The 19654-nt window shown below is 63.7% G+C and carries 16 protein-coding genes; 12 read left to right on the forward strand and 4 right to left on the reverse strand.

Annotated elements, in window-relative coordinates:
- Window positions 1-13: 13 nt before the first annotated feature.
- From MESCI2_RS0108545 to MESCI2_RS0108555, 3 genes are all read right to left on the reverse strand, one after another.
- On the reverse strand, window positions 14-2098 hold the full coding sequence (locus MESCI2_RS0108545; protein WP_027036216.1) for an ABC transporter permease subunit: 2085 nt from the start codon (window positions 2096-2098) through the stop codon (window positions 14-16).
- Window positions 2095-3627 (reverse strand): sugar ABC transporter ATP-binding protein, encoded by a 1533-nt coding sequence (locus MESCI2_RS0108550; RefSeq protein ID WP_027036217.1) that lies wholly within the window; start codon window positions 3625-3627, stop codon window positions 2095-2097. Before MESCI2_RS0108550 ends, MESCI2_RS0108545 begins: the two co-directional genes overlap by 4 nt.
- Window positions 3628-3710: 83 nt before the next feature.
- A complete protein-coding gene (locus tag MESCI2_RS0108555) occupies window positions 3711-4838 on the reverse strand; it encodes a sugar ABC transporter substrate-binding protein (protein ID WP_027036218.1) in 1128 nt (375 codons plus the stop codon).
- A gap of 218 nt (window positions 4839-5056) precedes the next feature.
- Here MESCI2_RS0108555 and MESCI2_RS0108560 point away from each other — a divergent pair, with 218 nt between their 5' ends.
- From MESCI2_RS0108560 to apnL, 8 genes are all read left to right on the forward strand, one after another.
- Entirely contained in the window at window positions 5057-5731 is a 675-nt protein-coding gene (locus MESCI2_RS0108560; RefSeq protein ID WP_013533053.1) for a GntR family transcriptional regulator, read from the forward strand.
- 288 nt (window positions 5732-6019) lie between these two features.
- On the forward strand, window positions 6020-6847 hold the full coding sequence (locus tag MESCI2_RS0108565; RefSeq protein ID WP_027036219.1) for a phosphogluconate dehydrogenase C-terminal domain-containing protein: 828 nt from the start codon (window positions 6020-6022) through the stop codon (window positions 6845-6847).
- Between the two features lie 332 nt (window positions 6848-7179).
- The gene (locus MESCI2_RS0108570) at window positions 7180-8121 is read left to right on the forward strand and encodes a D-ribose ABC transporter substrate-binding protein (RefSeq protein WP_027036220.1); all 942 of its coding nucleotides are present in this window, start codon (window positions 7180-7182) and stop codon (window positions 8119-8121) included.
- A 95-nt stretch (window positions 8122-8216) separates the two neighbouring features.
- The gene (locus MESCI2_RS0108575; RefSeq protein ID WP_027036221.1) at window positions 8217-8861 is read left to right on the forward strand and encodes a DUF2291 family protein; all 645 of its coding nucleotides are present in this window, start codon (window positions 8217-8219) and stop codon (window positions 8859-8861) included.
- Complete coding sequence (locus tag MESCI2_RS0108580) at window positions 8858-10414, forward strand: sugar ABC transporter ATP-binding protein (RefSeq protein WP_027036222.1); 1557 nt, start codon at window positions 8858-8860, stop codon at window positions 10412-10414. Before MESCI2_RS0108575 ends, MESCI2_RS0108580 begins: the two co-directional genes overlap by 4 nt.
- Window positions 10407-11471, forward strand: a complete 1065-nt coding sequence (locus tag MESCI2_RS0108585) for an ABC transporter permease (RefSeq protein WP_027036223.1) — start codon at window positions 10407-10409, stop codon at window positions 11469-11471. Before MESCI2_RS0108580 ends, MESCI2_RS0108585 begins: the two co-directional genes overlap by 8 nt.
- A 2-nt stretch (window positions 11472-11473) precedes the next feature.
- Window positions 11474-12508, forward strand: a complete 1035-nt coding sequence (locus MESCI2_RS0108590) for a Gfo/Idh/MocA family protein (RefSeq protein ID WP_027036224.1) — start codon at window positions 11474-11476, stop codon at window positions 12506-12508.
- A complete protein-coding gene (gene apnL / locus MESCI2_RS0108595) occupies window positions 12505-14343 on the forward strand; it encodes a D-apionate lactonase (RefSeq protein ID WP_027036225.1) in 1839 nt (612 codons plus the stop codon). Before MESCI2_RS0108590 ends, apnL begins: the two co-directional genes overlap by 4 nt.
- Window positions 14344-14345: 2 nt before the next feature.
- Here apnL and MESCI2_RS0108600 read toward each other — a convergent pair whose 3' ends face one another.
- Complete coding sequence (locus MESCI2_RS0108600; RefSeq protein WP_027036226.1) at window positions 14346-15059, reverse strand: transcriptional regulator NanR; 714 nt, start codon at window positions 15057-15059, stop codon at window positions 14346-14348.
- A 174-nt stretch (window positions 15060-15233) separates the two neighbouring features.
- On the opposite strand from MESCI2_RS0108600, the gene oiaX reads away from it, so the two are divergent.
- From oiaX to dhaL, 4 genes are all read left to right on the forward strand, one after another.
- The gene (oiaX, locus tag MESCI2_RS0108605) at window positions 15234-16484 is read left to right on the forward strand and encodes a 3-oxo-isoapionate-4-phosphate decarboxylase OiaX (protein WP_027036227.1); all 1251 of its coding nucleotides are present in this window, start codon (window positions 15234-15236) and stop codon (window positions 16482-16484) included.
- Between the two features lie 4 nt (window positions 16485-16488).
- The gene (locus tag MESCI2_RS0108610) at window positions 16489-17823 is read left to right on the forward strand and encodes a four-carbon acid sugar kinase family protein (RefSeq protein ID WP_027036228.1); all 1335 of its coding nucleotides are present in this window, start codon (window positions 16489-16491) and stop codon (window positions 17821-17823) included.
- A 129-nt stretch (window positions 17824-17952) separates the two neighbouring features.
- Window positions 17953-18960 carry a dihydroxyacetone kinase subunit DhaK gene (locus MESCI2_RS0108615; RefSeq protein ID WP_027036229.1) on the forward strand — a complete coding sequence of 336 codons (1008 nt, stop codon included), beginning with the start codon at window positions 17953-17955 and terminating at the stop codon, window positions 18958-18960.
- A gap of 27 nt (window positions 18961-18987) precedes the next feature.
- Window positions 18988-19629: a dihydroxyacetone kinase subunit DhaL gene (gene dhaL / locus MESCI2_RS0108620; RefSeq protein WP_027036230.1), complete on the forward strand. Its 642-nt coding sequence runs from the start codon at window positions 18988-18990 to the stop codon at window positions 19627-19629.
- The last annotated feature ends 25 nt before the right edge of the window (window positions 19630-19654 follow it).

The raw sequence follows: 19654 nt of genomic DNA on the forward strand, positions 1-19654 counted from the left end.
GGTCCTGTCCTTTTCATTGCAGCCGCCGTTCGCGCAACGCCATGACGGCGCCCAGAACGACCAGTCCGTAAAGAATTGCCCTCGTGGCATAGGGAAGCGTGGTGCCGGCGAGCAGCATCTGCAGTGCGGTCAGCAACAACACGCCGCCGAGCATGCCTAGATAGTGACCGCGTCCGCCGGTGATCAGCGCGCCGCCGACCACCACCACGGCGATCGACGGCAACAGATAGTCGTCGCCCATGCCAAGGCTTGCCTGACCCGAAAAGCCGGTCAGCATGATGCCGACAACAGCCGCGCAGACGGCCGAAAGCATGTAGACCAGGATCAGCGTGGGCTCGACGCCGATGCCCGACAAGCGCGCCGCGCGCAGCCCATTGCCGATGCCGTAGACGCGCCTTCCGAACGGGGTGCGGCCAAGCAGGAGTACCGCTGCGACGACAAAGACCACCATCAGCAGCACGATTGGGGTCAGCAGGCCGGCAAGCTTGGCCGTCATGACCCAGCGCAGCATCGGCGAGGAAAACCCGGCCGGCGTTCCCTGCGAATAGAGCAGCGCACAGCCTTGCAGGATGCCGTTGGTGGCGAGCGTCATGACGATCGGCGAGATGCCGAGATAGACGATGCCGAAACCATTGGCGAAGCCGATGGCGCAGGCCATCACCAAGACGACCGGCAAGGCGTAGACAAGGGCGGCGTCGGAGCCGTTGACCATGCCTGCCAAGATGATGCCGGAGATGCCGATCGTCCACGGCACGGAGAGGTCGAGGCCTCCAGTCAGGATGACGGTTCCCTGCCCGAGCGCCAGGACGGCTAGGAAGGACGATAGCACCAGCAGCGAATTCCAGTACCCCGGATTGAGGATGGCGCGGCCGAGCCAGATCTGGGTGACGAGCACGATGAGCAGCAGGCAGACATAGGCCGGCAGCGCATAACGCAGCGTTTCCGCGTTGCGCAGGTGGAAGGCAGGGCGCGGCGATGCCGGACTGCGCTGGACATGGGCTGGTTCGGCGGTCTTGAGACGCCGGTCCACGCGCTCGAGTTGCGAGGGCAGTATGCCGGCGCGCCAGGCGGCGAGCCGGGCACGCGCGGCGCGCAGCTGCACGGCAAGCACCGATGCATGTGAGATGGAGCCGGCAAGTGCTGCCAGCACCAGAATGGTGCCTTCGGCGATGGTCGCATAATAGGCCGAGACATTGAGCACCAGCAGGATGTTCACCACGATCATCAGGATGTAGGCGCCGAAGACCGAACCCACCGGGCCGCCCTGCCCGCCGCCGAGGCGCGTGCCGCCGACGACGACCGCCGCGAACATCGACAAGAGCAGCGGATTGCCGACCAGCGGATCACCGCTGCCGGTCTGGGCGCTGATGAAGACGCCGGCAAGGCCATAGCAGCCGCCGGCGATGACATAGACGGCAAAGCGCACCAGCACGACATTGATGCCGACGGAAGCGGCCGACTCCGGATCGCTGCCGACCGCGTAGAGTGCTGTGCCAAAGCGGGTTCCCTTCAGCCAGAACCAGGCGAGCAGGACGACGCCGATCACCACCAGCGGCATTGGCAGCCGGCCGGTGATCGCGTCGCCAAGATAGAAGGTCCCGAGATCGGGCGACACGAAGCCGCCGGGCTTGTCCATCACCAGCAGCGTCACGCCTTGCAGGATGAACATGGTGGACAGCGTCACCACGATGGGCTGCATGCGCAGCACGGCGATGAAGAAGCCGTTGAAGGCGCCCACCGCCATACCGACGCCGATGCCGACGGCGGTCCACAAGATGATGCTGGCGCCTGGCGCCATTGGGTCCATGCTCGATGCCAGCACGGCATTGACCAGCGATATCACCGCGCCGGCGGACAGGTCGAAGCCGCCCGACAGGATGACGATGGTCTGGCCGATCGCGGCGAGCGCCGAGGTGGCGCCGCCGCTCGACAGGAACGACACATCGAAATAGGTCAGCGGCCCGGCGCTGATCCAGTCGACAACGAAGAGCAGGATCGCCAGGACGGCCGCGGCGATTAGCGCGCCGCGATTGCGCATCAGCGCACGGCGCAGTCCGAAGCCGCCGGTAGCGGGGGATGAGGCTGCTGCGCTGCTCATGCGGCGGCTTCCCCGGCATGCCCGAGCGCCGGGCGCATGATGGCCGGTTCGGTGACGGCGTCGCCTTCGAGTTCGGCGGCGATGCGCCCGTCGTAGAGAACCAGGACCCGGTCGCATTGGTGAACGAGTTCGGGAATCTCGGTCGAGTGCAGCAGGATCGAACCGCCCGAAGCCACGTAGTTTCGCATCATCACATAAAGCTCGTGCTTGGTGCCGACGTCGATGCCTCGGGTGGGATCGAACAACAGCAGGATGCGGCTCTGCGCCACCAGCCATTTGGCGATGGCGATCTTCTGCTGGTTGCCGCCGGAAAACGCACCGGCCCGCGTCCACAGCGCCCTACGGTCGACCTCGACAGTGGCGAATGCCGCCTCGACAGAGCGGGTCTCGGCCTGCGCGTCGACAAGGCCTAGCCGTGTGAAGCGCGATATCACCGGCAGGGTGGCGTTCTGGCTGCCCGACAGCTTCAGGAACAGGCCTTCGGATTTGCGGTCTTCCGGCACCAGGCCGATGGCCATGTTGGGGCGCAAGGCATCGGCCGGCGAACCGAGCCAGACCTTGCGGCCGTCGACGAGGATGTGGCCGCGCTCGATCTCGGCCATGCCAAAGCAGGCGAGGAACAGGTCCTGCTGGCCCATGCCCTGCAACCCGGCGACGCCGAGGATTTCGCCCTTGCGCAGATCGAAGCCGGCGCCGTCGAGCTTGCGCCCGACCTTTAGGTCGCGCACGCCCAGAACCGGCGGCCCGAAGGCCTGGGCGCTGTCCGGCTTGGGCGGGAAGGTCTGCTCGATGCTGCGGCCGATGATCTTTTCGATGACGTCGCCATCCGAGACGTCGGCAACCGGCGCGGTGACAATGTGGCGGCCGTTTCTCAGGATCGTCAGCGTGTCGCAAAAGGCGCGGACCTCGCGCATGCGATGGGTGATGAAGACGATGGTGGTGCCCGCCGCCTTCAGCCTGGCGATGATCTCGCCCAGCCAGTCGACGTCGCGGCCGGCGAGCGTCGAGGTCGGCTCGTCGAGCAAAAGGATGCGCGGCTTGCGGTAGACGGCACGCGCGATCTCGATCTTCTGGCGCACCGAAAGCTCGAGCTCACTCACCTCGGCATCGAGATCGACGGAAAAACCGAGATCCTCGATATGGCGGCGGACGGCCTTGCGGGCGGCACCGCGGCGGATCAGGCCGGAGATGCCGACCGGGGCGTAAGGCAGCATCATGTTGTCGAGGACGGAGAGGTCGCGCACCAGGGTCATCTCCTGGAATGCTGTCTGCATGCCCAGCGCATGTGCTGCGCGCGGCGCGCCGTAAGCGATCTCCTTGCCGAAGACACGGACATGGCCTTGGCTCGGCCGGACCAGTCCGGACAGCAGCTTCACCAGTGTCGACTTGCCCGCTCCGTTTTCACCGAGCAGGGCATGGACGCTGCCGGGCGCAATCGCAAACGACACGCCGTCCAGCGCGACGGTCGGTCCGAACGCCTTGCTGATGCCGTCGATCTCGATGGCGGGGAGCTCGGAATGTTCTGTCATTGTCCTCGATCGCCAGGCTTGGCATGGGCTGACGATGCACGGACAGAAAATGTCCGCGCATCGTCAAGATCGCCTTGGGAGGCTTATTCTTCCGGTTGTCCGACGAGGGCAGCCGCGAGGCCGACCTCGGGTGTCTGGTCCGAGAAGATCGAGGCAAACCAGCCCGGGTTGGAGACCAGCGACGGCTTGAAGGCGTTGCAGCCGGCCTTCATCTCCGCCCATGTGCCTTCGTCGCACAGCTTGATCGTCTCGTTGGTGACGACCGGCAGCGGCAGGATGGTGGTCTTAGGCACGTCCTTGCCTTCGATCGCCTCGACGGCAAGCTTCAGCGCCAGCGCACCCGAATAAGGCGGCGAGGCGTAGGAAATGCGTTGTGCGCCGGCCGGCGCGTAGGGCGCGGCCGCACCTTCGACTTCGGTGCCCTCCGGCAGCATCTGGATGCGGCCGCCATTAGAACCTTCGCCGGCGCAAGGCAGGAGTTCGCTGGTCTTCTTGCCGGCCTCGAGCTGCATCGAGTTGGCGGTGAAGCAGCCGACCTGCATCCACAGCCCGTTGATGTCGTCCCAATTGCGGGTGGCCAGGATTTTCGAGAGCTCGGTGCGGGCGACCGCCTGGCTCCACATGCCGACAGCCTCGCCGACGATCTTGATATCAGGATATTTGGCGAAGACTTCCTTGGCGGCTTTTGTCCGCTGATCGTCGACGGATGTTCCCGGGACACCCGTGATGGCGATGATGTTGCCCTTGCCGTTGAGCTTCTTGACCAGCCATTCGGCGGTCACCCTGCCGGCTTCCAGCTGGTCGATGTGGACGTTGTAGGCACAAGGCTCGGTGATCTCGGCGTCGTAGGCAAAGACCTTCACGCCCTTGTCGCAGGCATTCTTGACGACCTGGTTGAGCGCGGTCGGCGAGATCGGATACACGACGATGGCCTCGGCGCCACTTTGCACCATTGCGTTGATCTGCTGAATCTGGCGTTGCGCGTTGGGGCCAGCGACCTGGACCTGCAGGTCTACCTTGTCGGCTAGGCTCTTGTGGGCGGCCATGGCCTTGACCATGTTGGCCGCCTCCGCCTGCCAATCGTTGCCGATGTAGCTCATGCTGAGAAAGATCTTGTGCTTCTCGGCGGCCTGCGCGGCGGACAGGCCGAAGGCGCATGCAGCCATCCCAGCCAGCAGCGCGAGCCGCCGGACTTTCAATCCGATACCCATGTGAAACTCCTCCCAAACAGAACGACCGAATGCCTCCCAAGGACACAAAACGTAACCCTTGCCATTCGATGCCAGCGACCGTAACATGATTTGATCAAATATCAATGATGAAATCGTTTATATCAAAACCGGCTATGTCGGCCGCTTGACGTGGCACCACGAACCTTGCATTCCGACACAAGCAATAGTGTCGCCCTTGGGCGGGAGGTTGACCGGAGATGGCAGGATCGGCGTTCAGGAAGCCTGGTGTCGAGATCATTCCCCTGTCCAAGGAAACTCTGCAGGACCGGGTCTACAATCAGGTCACCGAACTGATCCTCGACGGCAGCATCGTACCGGGCGAGATGGTCACGGTTCAGAGCCTCGCCGACGCCTTTGGCGTCAGCCCGATGCCGGTCAGGGAAGCGCTGCGGCGCCTGACGGCAGCCAACGCGCTGACCGTGGTATCCGGACGCTCCATCGGTATTCCGGCGCTCAGCCGCGAGCGGCTCACGGATTTGCGCAATGTACGTTTTGAGATAGAGGCCATCGCCGCCGGCTGGGCCTCACAGAACCGCAGCGATGCGGATCTTGCGATTTTCGCGCGCGATCTGGACTCGCTGGAACGGGCGAATGGCGCAGACGACGTAAAGGCCTACCTCAGGGCGAATTACACCTTCCACTTCGCAATCTACCGAGCAGCGGGATCCGAAACCCTGCTCAAGATCATCAAGGATCTATGGCTGCAGATCAGCCCCTATTTCAATATGCTGCATGGATCCTACTCGACCGCGAACACATACCATCAACAGATGTTTGCGGCCCTGCGCGACCGGGACGAGCAGGCAGTTCAGGCGGCGGTTCGCGGCGATATCGATGCGGCTTTCGACATGCTGGTCGACCTTTTGAAGTAGCGCCCGGCCCGACCTCCGCCCCCTATCACATGCCTCCTATTTCTGGGGATGGCAGAGCAGCGCTCATGCGCACTTAGGGCCAGTGCGGGCTTCTTGTGGTGATATAGAGATCGTATCCCGAGCGCGCCACCGATGGTTCTCGTGCAGGAGCTTGCCGGCGGCACCCGATGACGCGGCGAACGTATCGCATGGTCATTAATGGATTGCCAAAATCTGGTAGCGTGATTATACCAGTTGATAAGTTGACCACGGGCAATACCGTCGGCTGAGATCAGGAGTAGTGACCAGATGACAACGATTGCGCTGTTCGGTGCCGGCGGAAAAATGGGCTACCGCCTGTCGACCAATTTCCGCGGATCGCCCTATACGATACGCCATGTCGAGGTCAGCGATGCCGGTCGCGAACGGCTGAAGACCGGACTGGGTTTCGATACGGTCAGCGCCGACGAGGCGCTCAAGGGCGCCGATGTGGTGATCCTGGCCGTTCCCGACACGCATATCGGCAAGGTGGCGACCAGCATCGAGAGCAAGCTGGCGCCAGGCACGATGGTGGTGGTGCTCGACGCGGCGGCACCTTTCGCCGGCCATCTGCCGAAGCGGCCGGACCTCACCTATTTCGTTACCCACCCCTGCCATCCGCCGATCTTCAATGACGAGACCGACATGGCCGCCAAGAAGGACTATTTCGGCGGCGTCAAGGCCAAGCAACATATGGTCAGCGCCCTGATGCAGGGGCCGGAAGAGGATTACGCCAAGGGCGAGGCGATTGCGAAAATCATCTGGGCGCCGGTCATGCGTTCGCACCGCGTCAGCGTCGAACAGATGGCGCTGCTCGAGCCTGGCCTTTCGGAGACGGTGTGCGCCTCGTTGCTGGTGGTCATGAAAGAAGCCGTCGATGAGGTCGTTGCGCGCGGCGTCGACCAGCAGGCGGCACTCGACTTTCTGCTCGGCCATATGAACGTGCTCGGCGCCGTCATTTTCGGCGAGACCAAGGGCGTTTTCTCGGACGCCTGCAACAAGGCGATCGAGTTCGGCAAGCCGGTGCTGATGCGTGACGACTGGAAGCGCGTGTTCGAACCGGAAGAGATCGCCGCCAGCATTCAGCGCATCACCTGAGAGAGGACAGGCGCTCGCCGCAGCGCCTTGATGCGTCGGCGTACCAATGCCGACGCTCAGTTTTCACCGCTCATCAGGTACATATCACCTGAATTCGTGGTTGACTCATCATACCAGTTGGCTTAGCTGTTCATGGCTCGGATCGACAGGGTTTCGCAGGGAGTTCGAAGCCTGGGCGAATGGGGGATGGCTGGGGAGCAACGATCCGTGGAGGGAAAGCCGGCAAACGGCTCTTTAGCCCGAAAGCGATCCGCCGCCCGCGCCGCCTGACGAATTCGCATGCCGACAGAGGCCTTGGTTGACTAAGGCAATTTTTCAAACGGGAGGACTTCATGAAACTCACACGGAGAATGACGCTTGCGGCTTTCGCCGGTATGCTGGCGCTTGGCACGGCAGTGCCCGCCTACGCGGCGGATCTCATCGCCATCATCACGCCCTCACACGACAATCCGTTCTTCAAGGCGGAAGCCGTCGGCGCGGAAGCCAAGGCCAAGGAACTCGGCTACGAGGCGCTGGTGCTGGTCCATGACGACGACGCCAACAAGCAGTCCGAGCTGATCGACACCGCGATCGGCCGCGGCGCCAAGGCGATCATCCTCGACAATGCCGGCGCGGACGCCACCGTCGCCGCCGTGCAGAAGGCCAAGGACGCAGGCATTCCGTCCTTCCTGATCGACCGCGAGATCAACGCCACCGGCGTCGCCGTGGCGCAGATCGTCTCCAACAACTACCAGGGCGCCCAGCTCGGCGCGCAGGAATTCGTCAAGCTGATGGGCGAGAAGGGCAATTTCGTCGAGCTGGTCGGCAAGGAATCCGACACCAATGCCGGCATTCGCTCCAAGGGTTATCATGACGTCATCGACGACTATCCGGACCTGAAGATGGTCGCCCAGCAGTCGGCCAACTGGAGCCAGACGGAAGCCTATTCCAAGATGGAATCGATCCTGCAGGCCAACCCCGACATCAAGGGCGTGATCTCCGGCAACGACACGATGGCGATGGGCGCCTATGCGGCACTTGCCGCGGCGAACCGCAAGGACGTCATCGTCGTCGGCTTCGACGGATCGAACGACGTGCGCGACTCCATCACCGCCGGCGGTATCAAGGCAACCGTGCTGCAACCGGCCTTCGCGCAGGCGCAGATGGCGGTCGAGCAGGCCAACGACTTCATCAAGAACAAGAAGTCGCCGGCCAAGGAAAAGCAGTTGATGGACTGCGTTCTGATCAATGGCGACAATGCCGCCAAGCTGGAGACCTTCGCGCTGACGAACTGAGCCAGCGTGATTTCAATAGCGAGGGGCGAACATCGGTTTTCGCCCCTCGCCGCCATTTTCCGTGGGTCGCCCACGATGCTGAACGACAGGCCGCCATGCTGAACACCAAGCCGAACTGGCCGATCCTTACCGTGATGGTCGGCATCAGCCTGACCGCCTGCAAGATCCTGCCTACGAAATCGGAAGCCGGAGACAACGCTCCCGCCTTCAATCCAGACAAGATGGTCGAAGAGATATGGGCGCCAAAGGTCGTGCCCTATCTCCAGCAGAAAGCCGGACCGTTTGCGCAGGTTCACACCTTGGCGACAACCGATCCGTCGGCTGCCGGCGCCAAATACGGCAATCCCAACAAGCAGGCGAATTCGCCTTGGACTTTCGCGGTTCGCCTGGAAGGCAAGATCGTCGCGGCCAACACGCAGTCGCGGGCAGCAACCGTCGACGTCGATGTCGACGGCGACGGCAAGGCCGATGCACGGGTGCAGATCGGACCGGCGGTGCGCGGCACCGCGCTGCGCGACAGCCTGGACTTCATCCAGTTCAACGACTTCACCAACCAGATCGACTTCGCCCAGTTCGGCAAGGCGTTCAACAGCTACACCGACAAGACGGTGCTGTCCAAGCTGCCGCGCGAAGCGCTGGAAGGCCGCAGCGCCAAGGTGCTGGGCGCCTACACGCTGGGCAGTGGCCAGGACCTGCCGCTGGTGACGCCGGCGGAGGCAGAGTTCGGGCCGAAGCCATGAGCGCGACAGCTGAGCGCGAAATCATCCTGAAGCTCGAGGACGTCTCCAAAGTCTATTCCGGCACCGTTGCGGTCAAGCGCGCCAATTTCGAGGTGCGCAAGGGCGCGGTCAACGTGCTGGTCGGTGAAAACGGCGCCGGCAAGTCGACGCTGATGAAGATCATCGCCGGTGTCGAACGGCCGACCGCCGGCCGCATCCTGCTGGAAGGTGAAGAGGTTTCCTTCTCGTCATCCGGCGATGCGGTGAACCGTGGCATCGGCATGGTGTTCCAGGAGCTGAACCTGTTCGGCAACATGAGCGTCGCCGAGAATATTTTCGCCACCCGGGAGATCACCAACCGCTTCGGCAAGATCGACCGCGAGCAACAGGAAAACCGCGCTGCGGAATTTCTGGAACGCCTGCAAGCCGGCATCCGACCCGATATGCTGGTCGAGGATCTGCGCATCGGTCAGCAGCAGCTGGTCGAGATCGCCAAGGCGGTCTCGCTCGACGCGCGCATCCTGATCATGGACGAGCCGACCTCAGCGCTGAGCGCTGCGGAAGTCGAGATCCTGTTCAAGGTGATCGCCGACCTCAAGGCACGCGGCGTGGCGATCGTTTATATCTCGCACCGGCTCGAAGAGCTGATCCGCATCGGCGACTACATCACCGTGCTGCGTGACGGCCGCATCACCGGCCAGGAAGAGATGAAGAACGTCGACACGCAGTGGATCGTTCGCCAGATGATAGGCTCCGACGCCAAGGACTTCGCCAAGGCGGACGGCCATCTTCCAGGCGAGGAGATTTTTCGTGCCGAGGAGATCTGCCTGCCGCGCGCCACCGGCGGACTTGCCGTCGACCATGTCTCGCTGTCGCTGCGTGCCGGCGAAATCCTCGGCATTTACGGCCTGATGGGCGCCGGGCGCAGCGAACTGTTCGACTGCATCATGGGCCGTCACGGCCATTCGACGGGCGAGATCTTCATTGGCGGCATAAAGGTCAAGGAGCGCGATACGACGCGGCGCATCCGGCGTGGCCTGGCATTGATCCCCGAGGATCGCCAGCGCGAAGGGCTGGTGTCGATCCTCTCGGTCGCCAGCAATTTGACGCTGGCCAGCCTGTCACGCTTTGCCCGCCTTTTCCACATCCGTGGCGCCGCCGAAAGGCAGGCGGTGACGCAGATAGTGCGGGAACTGGCGATCAAGGTCGCCGACCCGGCGCAGGAAGTGTCTTCGCTGTCGGGCGGCAACAAACAGAAGGTGGTGATCGGCAAGGCGCTGCTCACCGAACCCAAGGTGCTGCTGATGGACGAACCCAGCCGAGGCATCGATGTCGGCGCCAAGGCCGACGTCTTCCGCACCATGCGCAAACTGTCCCGCGACGGATTGGGGATTCTTTTTGCGACCTCAGACCTCGACGAGGTGATGGCGCTGTCCGACCGCATCGCGGTGATGAGCAACGGAAAACTGACCGGCATGTTCGATCGCGCCGAAGCGACGGAGGCGGCACTCGTGGCTGCATCCGCGCTTGGCCACGGACCGGCCCCACGCACGGAGAGCACCGCCCATGACTGACATCCCAGCCAAAGCGGCCGCTCCCTCCACTTCCAGCGGCTCGGTGCTGCTGACCGTGATGAAGCTTCGGACGTTCATCGCGCTGATCGCCGTGCTGATCTTCTTCTCGATCGCGGCGCCGAATTTCCTGTCGACCGCCAATCTGATCCTGATGTCGAAGCACGTGGCGCTGAACGCGTTCCTGGCGATGGGCATGACCTTCGTCATCATCACCGGCGGCATCGACCTTTCGGTCGGCTCGATCGTCGGCCTGTGCGGTATGGTGGCCGGTTATCTCGTGCTCAACGGCATCGACCTGCAGATCGGCTACACCATCTATTTCAACGTCTTCGAGATCGCGCTGATCACGCTTGCCGTCGGCATATTGATCGGCGCCGTCAACGGCTTGCTGATCACCCGGCTGAACGTCGCGCCGTTCATCGCTACGCTCGGCGTGCTCTATGTCGCGCGTGGCCTGGCGCTGCTGTCGTCGGATGGCCGCACTTTCCCCAACCTCGTCGGCAAGCCGGAACTGGGCACCACCGGTTTCGGCTTCCTCGGTGCCGGCCGGCTGCTCGGCCTGCCGGTGGCGATCTGGATCCTGATCGTCGTTGCGCTGGGAGCCGCCTATCTCGCCAAATACACGCCGCTTGGCCGCCACATCTTCGCTGTCGGCGGCAATGAACGGGCGTCGCGGATTTCAGGCGTCCGTGTCAACATGGTGAAGATGTTCGTCTATATGTTCTCCGGTTTCTGCGCGGCGATCGTCGGCCTGATCATCTCGTCCGAGCTGATGGCCTCGCATCCGGCGACAGGCGAAAGTTTCGAGCTCAACGCCATTGCGGCGGCGGTGCTCGGCGGCACCTCGATGTCGGGCGGGCGCGGCACGATCGGCGGCACCATCGTCGGCGCCTTCGTCATCGGCATTCTTTCGGACGGGTTGGTGATGATGGGTGTGAGTTCGTTCTGGCAAATGGTGATCAAGGGCCTCGTCATCATCGTCGCCGTCGTCGTCGACCAGGCGCAGCGCCGGCTGCAAAGTCGGGTGACGCTGATGCAGATGGCAAAGGCAGGCTGAGCATGGCGGAACTGCGGGGAGCGCTGATCGGCTGCGGCTTCTTTGCCGTCAACCAGATGCATGCCTGGCGCGACATAGCAGACGCCTCGATCGTCGCCATCTGCGACCGTGACCCGGAACGGCTCAAGATCGTCGGCGACCAATTCGGCATTGCGAAGCGCTATACCGATGCGGCGGAACTTTTTGCCGGCGAAAACCTCGACTTCGTCGATATCGCCACCACCGCGCCCAGCCATCGTCCGCTGGTCGAAATGGCGGCACAACACCGCGTGCCGGTGATCTGCCAAAAGCCGTTCGCGCCGACGCTCGCCGACGCCAAGGCGATGGTCAGGGCATGCGCGGAAGCCGGCGTGCCGCTGATGGTACATGAGAATTTTCGCTGGCAGTCGCCGATCCAGGCGGTGCGCGCCGTGCTCGACAGCGGCGAGATCGGCATGCCCTTCTTCGGTCGCATCTCCTTCCGCTCCGCCTATGACGTGTTTTCCGGCCAGCCCTATCTGGCGACGGGAAAGCGCTTCATCATCGAGGATCTCGGCATCCACATCCTCGACATCGCCCGCTTCCTGCTCGGCGATGTGTCCACGATCACGACGCGGACGGTGCGCATCAACCCCGGCATATCGGGCGAGGACGTCGCCACGATGCTGATGGATCACAACAGCGGTGCTACCTCGGTGGTCGACTGCAGTTACGCGACGAAGCTCGCCACGGAGCCGTTTCCCGAGACGCTGATCGAGATCGACGGCAGCGACGGCACGATCCGGCTGGCGCAGGGATACCGGCTGACCGTCACCGGCAAGAGCGGCACGGCCGTCACCGACGTCTCGCCGCCGCTGCTGCCATGGGCGTCGCGTCCCTGGCACAACATCCAGGAAAGCGTTGTCGCCATCCAGCAGCACTGGGTAGACTGCCTGGCAAAGGGGATCGAACCGGCGACCTCGGGAGCGGACAATCTCAAGACGTTCGCGCTGGTCGAGGCGGCTTACGCCGGTGCCGCGAGCCGGCAACCGGTGCAACTCGAGGCCTTGCTGAAATGACCAACGACGCCTTCCTGCTCTACGGGACGCGTACGGTCGAAGCCGAGCCGGTCAGGCTGCGCGCGGGCGCGCTCAGCGCCGACTTCGTCAACGGCAATCTGCGCACCATCCGCCATGGCGGCACCGAAGTGCTGCGCGCCATCGCCTATATCGTGCGTGACCGCGACTGGGGGACCTATGAGCCAAATTTGACGGACCTGATCATCGACCAGGCTGCCGACGCTTTTTCGGTCAGCTATTCGGCAAGCTGCCTGGGCCCCGATGGAACCCGGCTCGGCTTCCGCGCCACCATCAAAGGCTCCGCCGATGGCCGTCTGGTCTTCGAGGTCAGCGCCCTTCCCGAAAGCGATTTCGAAACCAACCGCTGCGGCTTCTGCATCCTGCATCCTATCGCCGACCTCGCCGGCAGCCCGGTCACGGTAGAGCATACGGACGGCAGCATCGTCGCGACTAAACTTCCCGAATTGATCGACCCCTGGCAGCCTTTCAAGGATATCCGCGCCATCACCCATCAGGTTCGGCCTGGTGTCACCGCCGAATGCCGGATGGAAGGCGATACTTTCGAAATGGAGGACCAGCGCAACTGGTCGGACGCCTCCTACAAGACCTATGTGCGGCCACTGGCGCTGCCATGGCCGTATGTGCTGCCTGCCGGCCAACCCCTGCGCCAGACGATCAGCCTGCGCATCACTGATGAAGGCGAAGCGCCGGCTGCCGCCGTGGCCAGCGAAGCGGTCCGCGTCGAACTCGGCGAGACCGGACCGAGGCTGCCCGATATCGGCGTGGTCATCTATCCCGAGGATGTCGAGACGGCGCTGGCGAACCTCTCCACGCTGGCGACGCTCGGCCCACAACAGCTGCTCTTTCACTACGATCCGACGCGCGGCCATGGGCTCGACGCGTTGCGCGCTTTCGCCCGGCTCGCAACTGCCTGCGCAGCCGAAACGACCCTGGAATGCGTCGTCGCCGGCGCTGGCGATCTTGACGCCGAGCTGTCAGGTGTCGCCGACCTGGTGCGCCGGGCCGGACTGAAACTCTCGGCCATTGCCGTCTCGCCTTCGGTCGACCGGCAGTCGACGCCGCCGGGCAGCGCGTGGCCGGAATGCCCGCCGCTGGAGGACGTTTACGCGGCCGCGCGGCGCGCCTTTCCGGACATCCGCCTCGGCGGCGGCATGTTCAGCTATTTCACCGAACTCAACCGCAAGCGCGTTCCGGCAGACCAGCTCGATTTCGTCACCCATTGCACCTGCCCGATCGTTCACGCCGCCGACGATCTCAGCATCATGCAATCGCTGGAGGCGCTGCCTTTCATCACCCAATCGGCACGGGCGATCTTCGGGGCAAGGCCCTACCGGATCGGACCATCGACGATTGCCATGCGCCAGAACCCCTATGGCGGAGCGACCAAACCCAATGCCGGGGGACAGCGCATCGCCATGGCCGACAGCGATCCTCGCCATGCCGGTCTGTTCGCGGCAGCATGGACGATCGGCTATGCCGCGCGCGTCGCGCTTGACGGATTGGAGATGCTGACGCTCTCCAGCTTCACCGGACCGTTCGGCGTGCTGGCGTCATCCGGAGAACCCCTCGCGGAAGGATCGCCCCGACCGCTCTTCAAGGCCATCAAGGGGCTTTGCGAACTGGCCGGCCTTGCGCATGTGGCGGCAAGGACGAGCGATGAGACCAAGGTGCTGGCGCTGGCTGGACGCTCGGCCTCGGGCGACACTGTCGTGTGGCTGGCGAACCTGACGGCGGACGACGTGCCGGTCGACATTTCAGCTTTTGGCCGAGATCATCTCGTGATGACGCCTTACGCGATCGTTCGGATCGACTGACGTTACTTTTCGGAATTCATCACATAGAGCGCGCGCGAGCGTTCGAGATGCTTGATCATCGCCCTCTCGGCGCCGTCGGCATCCTTGTTCTCGATGCGGCCGATGATCTCTTCGTGCTCGGTCAGCGTGAACTTTTCCTTGCCGGTCCAGATCAGCATTTCGGTGTGGTATTCCTTCAGCCAGCCGAGCATCGCCTCGCTGACGGCAACATAGATCGGGTTACCGGAGATCGCGGCGATCTGGGTGTGGAATTTCATGTCGGCGGATATGAAGGCTTCGGAATCGCCGCGAAAGCCGCGCTGTTCGGCGACGGTCGCCCGCAGCCGCTGCACATCCTCGGCGGTGGCCTTTTCGGCGGCTTCCCTGACCATGCCACGCTCGAAGAAGATGCGCGCGGTCTTCAGGTGCTCAAGCGTGTCCTTCGACGACGACAGGATGATCTTGGCGGCACCATCGACCTGCTTGATGATCGACTTGGCGGTGAGTTGCAGCACCTTGGCGCGTTCGCCATGCGAGATCGCCACCAGGCCCATATTGCTCAGCGCCTGCATCGCCTCGCGAATCGCCGGCCTGCCGACCTCGAAGCGCTCCATCAGTTCGCGCTCCGACGGCATATCGTCGCCCGGCATCAGCTCGCCGCTGGTGATCAGGCGTTTCAGCCGCAAGAAGACCTCATCGGAAAGCTTGCGCCGGACAATCGGTTCCGAACGGTTCATCGTCGCGAATCACTCCCTTGACCCGGCCCTATCTAACACTGCCGCTACAATTCCCGGAATTGCCGTCTGTCGATCCCGCTGCCGGATATGACTTGCAATACTTATGTACTCATTATACCAGATTTGAAACACCAGTGAACCTTTTTCGAACGCCTCGGCCTGAGACAGCGGACCATGATCACCCTCACCTACCGCATCGAAACGCCTGGAAGCATCGAAGCGCTGGCGGCCAAGATCGCCAGCGATCAGTCCACCGGCACCTTCGTCGCGCTGCCCGGCGAGACCGAGGAGCTGAAGGCCCGGGTGGCGGCGCGTGTGCTGGCGATCCGGCCTCTGCCCGATGCCGAGCGGCCGTCGCTTCCCGATGACGGCAAGGGGCCGTTCAGGCGCGCCGATGTCGACATCGCCTTTCCGTTCGATGCCATCGGCACCGACCTTTCGGCGCTGATGACGATCGCCATCGGCGGCACCTATTCGATCAAGGGCCTCACCGGCATTCGAGTCGTCGACATGAAGCTGCCGGAGGATTTTCGCGGCGCGCATCCCGGCCCGCAGTTCGGGATCGCCGGCAGCCGCCGGCTGACTGGTGTGACGGACCGCCCGATCATCGGCACGATCGTCAAGCCGGCGCTGGGCTTGAGGCCACATGAGACGGCGGCAATGGTGGCGGAATTGATCGCCGCCGGCGTCGATTTCATCAAGGACGATGAGAAGCTGATGAGCCCGGCCTATTCGCCGCTGGCCGAGCGGGTGAAGGCGATCATGCCGCTCATCCTCGATCACGAGCAGAAGACCGGCAAGAAGGTGATGTATGCCTTCGGCATCTCGCACGCCGATCCGGACGAGTTGATGCGCAACCACGATCTGGTGGTGGAGGCTGGCGGCAATTGCGCTGTTATCAACATCAATTCGATCGGCTTCGGTGGCATGGCGTTCCTGAGGAAGCGCTCCAGTCTGGTGCTGCATGCTCACCGCAACGGCTGGGACATCCTCACCCGTCACCCGGGCCTTGGCATGGACTTCAAGGTCTGGCAGCAGTTCTGGCGGCTGCTCGGCGTCGATCAGTTCCAGATCAACGGCATCGCCTCGAAATACTGGGAACCGGATGACTCTTTCGTCGAATCCTTCAAGGCGGTGACGTCGCCGATCTTTTCGCCTGAGGACTGCGCCTTGCCGGTCGCCGGCTCCGGCCAGTGGGGCGGTCAGGCGCCCGAGACATATGCGCGGACCGGCCGGACCGTCGATCTTCTCTATCTCTGCGGCGGCGGCATCGTCAGCCATCCGGACGGACCGGGCGCCGGCGTGCGTGCCGTGCAGCAAGCCTGGCAAGCGGCGGTCGACGGCATTCCGCTGGCGGACTTCGCCCTGAACCATCCCGAACTGGCGCGGTCGATCGAAAAATTCGGCGACGGCAAGGCAGCCTGAAGCCATGCAGGACCTGCTTCTCAGCTATTATGGCGACGACCTGACCGGCTCGACCGACGTCATGGAGGCGCTTGAGCTCGGCGGTGTGCCGACCGTGCTGTTCATGCGCCAACCCGACGCGGCCCTGCTGTCCCGGTTTGACCATTGCCGGGCGATCGGACTTGCCGGCACCAGCCGCAGTGAGACGCCGCAGTGGATGGACACGCATCTGCGCGATGCCTTCGCCTGGCTGAAGACGCTCAACGCCGAGATCTGCCACTACAAGGTCTGCTCGACCTTCGATTCCAGCCCGACGATCGGCAGCATCGGCCGAGCCATCGAGGTCGGCCGCTCGGTGTTCGCGCAGGATAGCGTGCCGCTGCTGGTCGGCGCGCCGCAGCTCAAGCGCTACACCGCCTTCGGCCACCTGTTCGCCGCCTATCGCGACCAATATTTCCGCATCGATCGTCACCCTGTGATGAGCCGCCACCCGACGACGCCGATGGATGAGTCCGATCTGCTGATCCATCTGTCGCGGCAGACGGCGCTGAGCTCGGGGCTGGTCGACCTTGCGACGCTGCAGTCCGCGTCGCGGTCGGTGGCGTTCGATCGGCTGACCGGAAACGGCACCCCCATCGTGCTTGTCGATGTCGACAATCTGGAAACGCAGGCTCTGGCCGGCAAGGAGATCTGGCGCGTTCGCAAGCCAGGCGGTTCCTTTGTCGTCGGCTCATCCGGAGTCGAGTATGCGTTGCTGGCCGAATGGGCGTCGAATGGCATCGTCAGCGCCGGACATGGCTTCACGCCACCGGGCGCAGCCGAGCGGATAGCCGTCGTGTCGGGCAGTTGCTCGCCGACCACGGAACGGCAGATCCGGCATGCCCTGACCGACGGTTTCGACGGCATCGAGGTCGATCCGGTCGAACTGGTTTCGGAGGCTTCGCAGCAGGCGATCACGCGCGCAACGGCAAGCGGCCGTGCCAGTCTGCAAGCCGGGCGCAGCGTCATCCTCTACACAGCGCTTGGCCCCGCCGCCGACCGGGGCGCCGAAATCGACCGGCAGGAAGGCGCCCGTCACAGGCTTGGCCGCGGCCTTGGAGAAATCCTTCGAGCGCTGACGATCGAACAGAGCCTGCGGCGCGTGGTCATTGCCGGTGGCGACACGTCGAGCCATGCACTCGGCGAGATGGGCGTCGATGCCCTGACAATTCGCATGCCGTTGCCCGCTTCGCCGGGCTCGCCGCTTTGCGTTGCCCATTCGCGCGTTAAGGCGATCGACGGACTGGAGGTCGCGCTCAAGGGCGGCCAGGTCGGAACCGATCGCTATTTCTCAGCCATCCGCGACGGCCTAAGCGACTGAAAGGGCCAGCAGCTGGATTCATGTGCCGCTGCGCGAAGCACTTCGACATACGAAATACATCTTGCCGGGTGGAAATCCCGGTAACACCCGGTATTATCTGCGAAAATGCCGAAATCGGGAGGATGCCGGGTGCAGACCAAGAAGATCATCAACGACGGGAACCGTGCCGTCGACGAGATGCTGGAAGGCATCCTGGCAGCGCATCCCCGCCATCTCAAAAGCGTGGAGGGTAGCCCACGCTCCATCATCGCCCGCGATGGACCGCGCCAGGGCAAGGTGGGCCTCGTCATTGGCGGCGGCTCGGGCCATGAGCCGAGCTTTCTCGGCTTCGTCGGCAAGGGATTGGCCGATGCGGCGGCCATCGGCAATGTCTTTGCCTCGCCGCCGCCGGATCCGATCCTCGAATGCGCCAAGGCAGTCAGCGGCGGCGCCGGTGTGCTGTTCATGTACGGCAACTATGCCGGCGACGTGATGAATTTCGACATGGCGGCCGAGATGGCCGCCATGGACGACATCGAGGTGCGCACGGTGCTGAGCACCGACGACGTCGCCTCGGCACCGCGCGACCAGCGGCACAAGAGGCGCGGCGTCGCCGGCAATTTCTTCATCTTCAAGGCGGCCGGTGCGGCCTGCGACCGGATGCTGTCTTTCGACGAATGCGAGCGCATCGCCGGGAAGGCCAACGACCACACTTTCACCATGGGCGTGGCGCTGTCGCCCTGTTCGCTGCCGCAGACCCGCCGGCCGAATTTCGAGATCGGGCCGGACGAGATGGAGATCGGCATGGGTATCCATGGCGAACCCGGCATCGCGCGCGAAAAGCTGAAGACAGCCGACGAGATCACCGACGAGATGCTGGATAGGATCCTCAGCGAGATGACGCCGACGCGCGGCGACAAGATCGCGGTGCTCGTCAACTCGCTGGGCTCGACGCCACTGATGGAGCTTTACATCATGAACCGGCGGGTAAAACAGCGGCTCGACGACATCGGTGTGTCCATTCATGCGACCTGGGTCGGCAATTATTGCACCTCGCTCGAAATGGCTGGTGCATCGATCACGCTGCACCAACTCGACGGCGAGTTGCAGACGATGCTGGACCATCCCTGCGACTGCGCCATGTTTCGCGCCGGCTAAACCCACTTCTGTGGCAAGGACTAAGATATGACGGCAATCGACACCGCCCACCTTGTCGCGATGTTCGCGGCGATCGCAACCGCCATGTCCGCCGACAGGGACCGACTGTGCGCGCTTGACGGGGTTATCGGCGACGCCGACCACGGCATCGCGATGGAGCTTGGATTTTCCGCTGCACGCGATGCAGTCGCCGCACTGGACACCGGGGCCACCGACCCGGCCAGCTTGCTGAACACCGCCGCAAAATCGTTCCTGAATGCGGTTGGCGCCTCCTCCGGTCCGCTCTATGCGACCGCGTTCATGCGCGGCGCGGCAGCCATCAAGGGCAAGACGACGCTCGACGATTCGGACGTGGTCGCCCTGTTCCAGGCCATGGCCAAGGGCATTCAGGATCGCGGCAAGGCCGAGCCTGGCGAAAAGACGATGATCGATGCATGGGCGCCGGCCGCGCAGGCAGCGGGCGAAGCGCTGACCTCCGGCAAGGATCTGGCGGGCAGTCTCGAAGCTGCTGCACAAGCGGCAAACGCCGGCGCAGAGGCGACTAAGTCGATGGTCGCCACCAAGGGCCGGGCATCGCGCCTGGGCGAACGCTCGCTTGGCCACATGGACCCGGGCGCCGCCTCCGCCGTGACCGTGATCGAGGCGATGCGGGTCGCCTTGACCAGTTAACTCAGTAACGGGTTCCCGGCGTCTT

Origin of the sequence: Mesorhizobium ciceri WSM4083, from assembly GCF_000519305.1 — a bacterium.
GTDB classification, from domain to species: Bacteria; Pseudomonadota; Alphaproteobacteria; order Rhizobiales; family Rhizobiaceae; genus Mesorhizobium; species Mesorhizobium ciceri_B.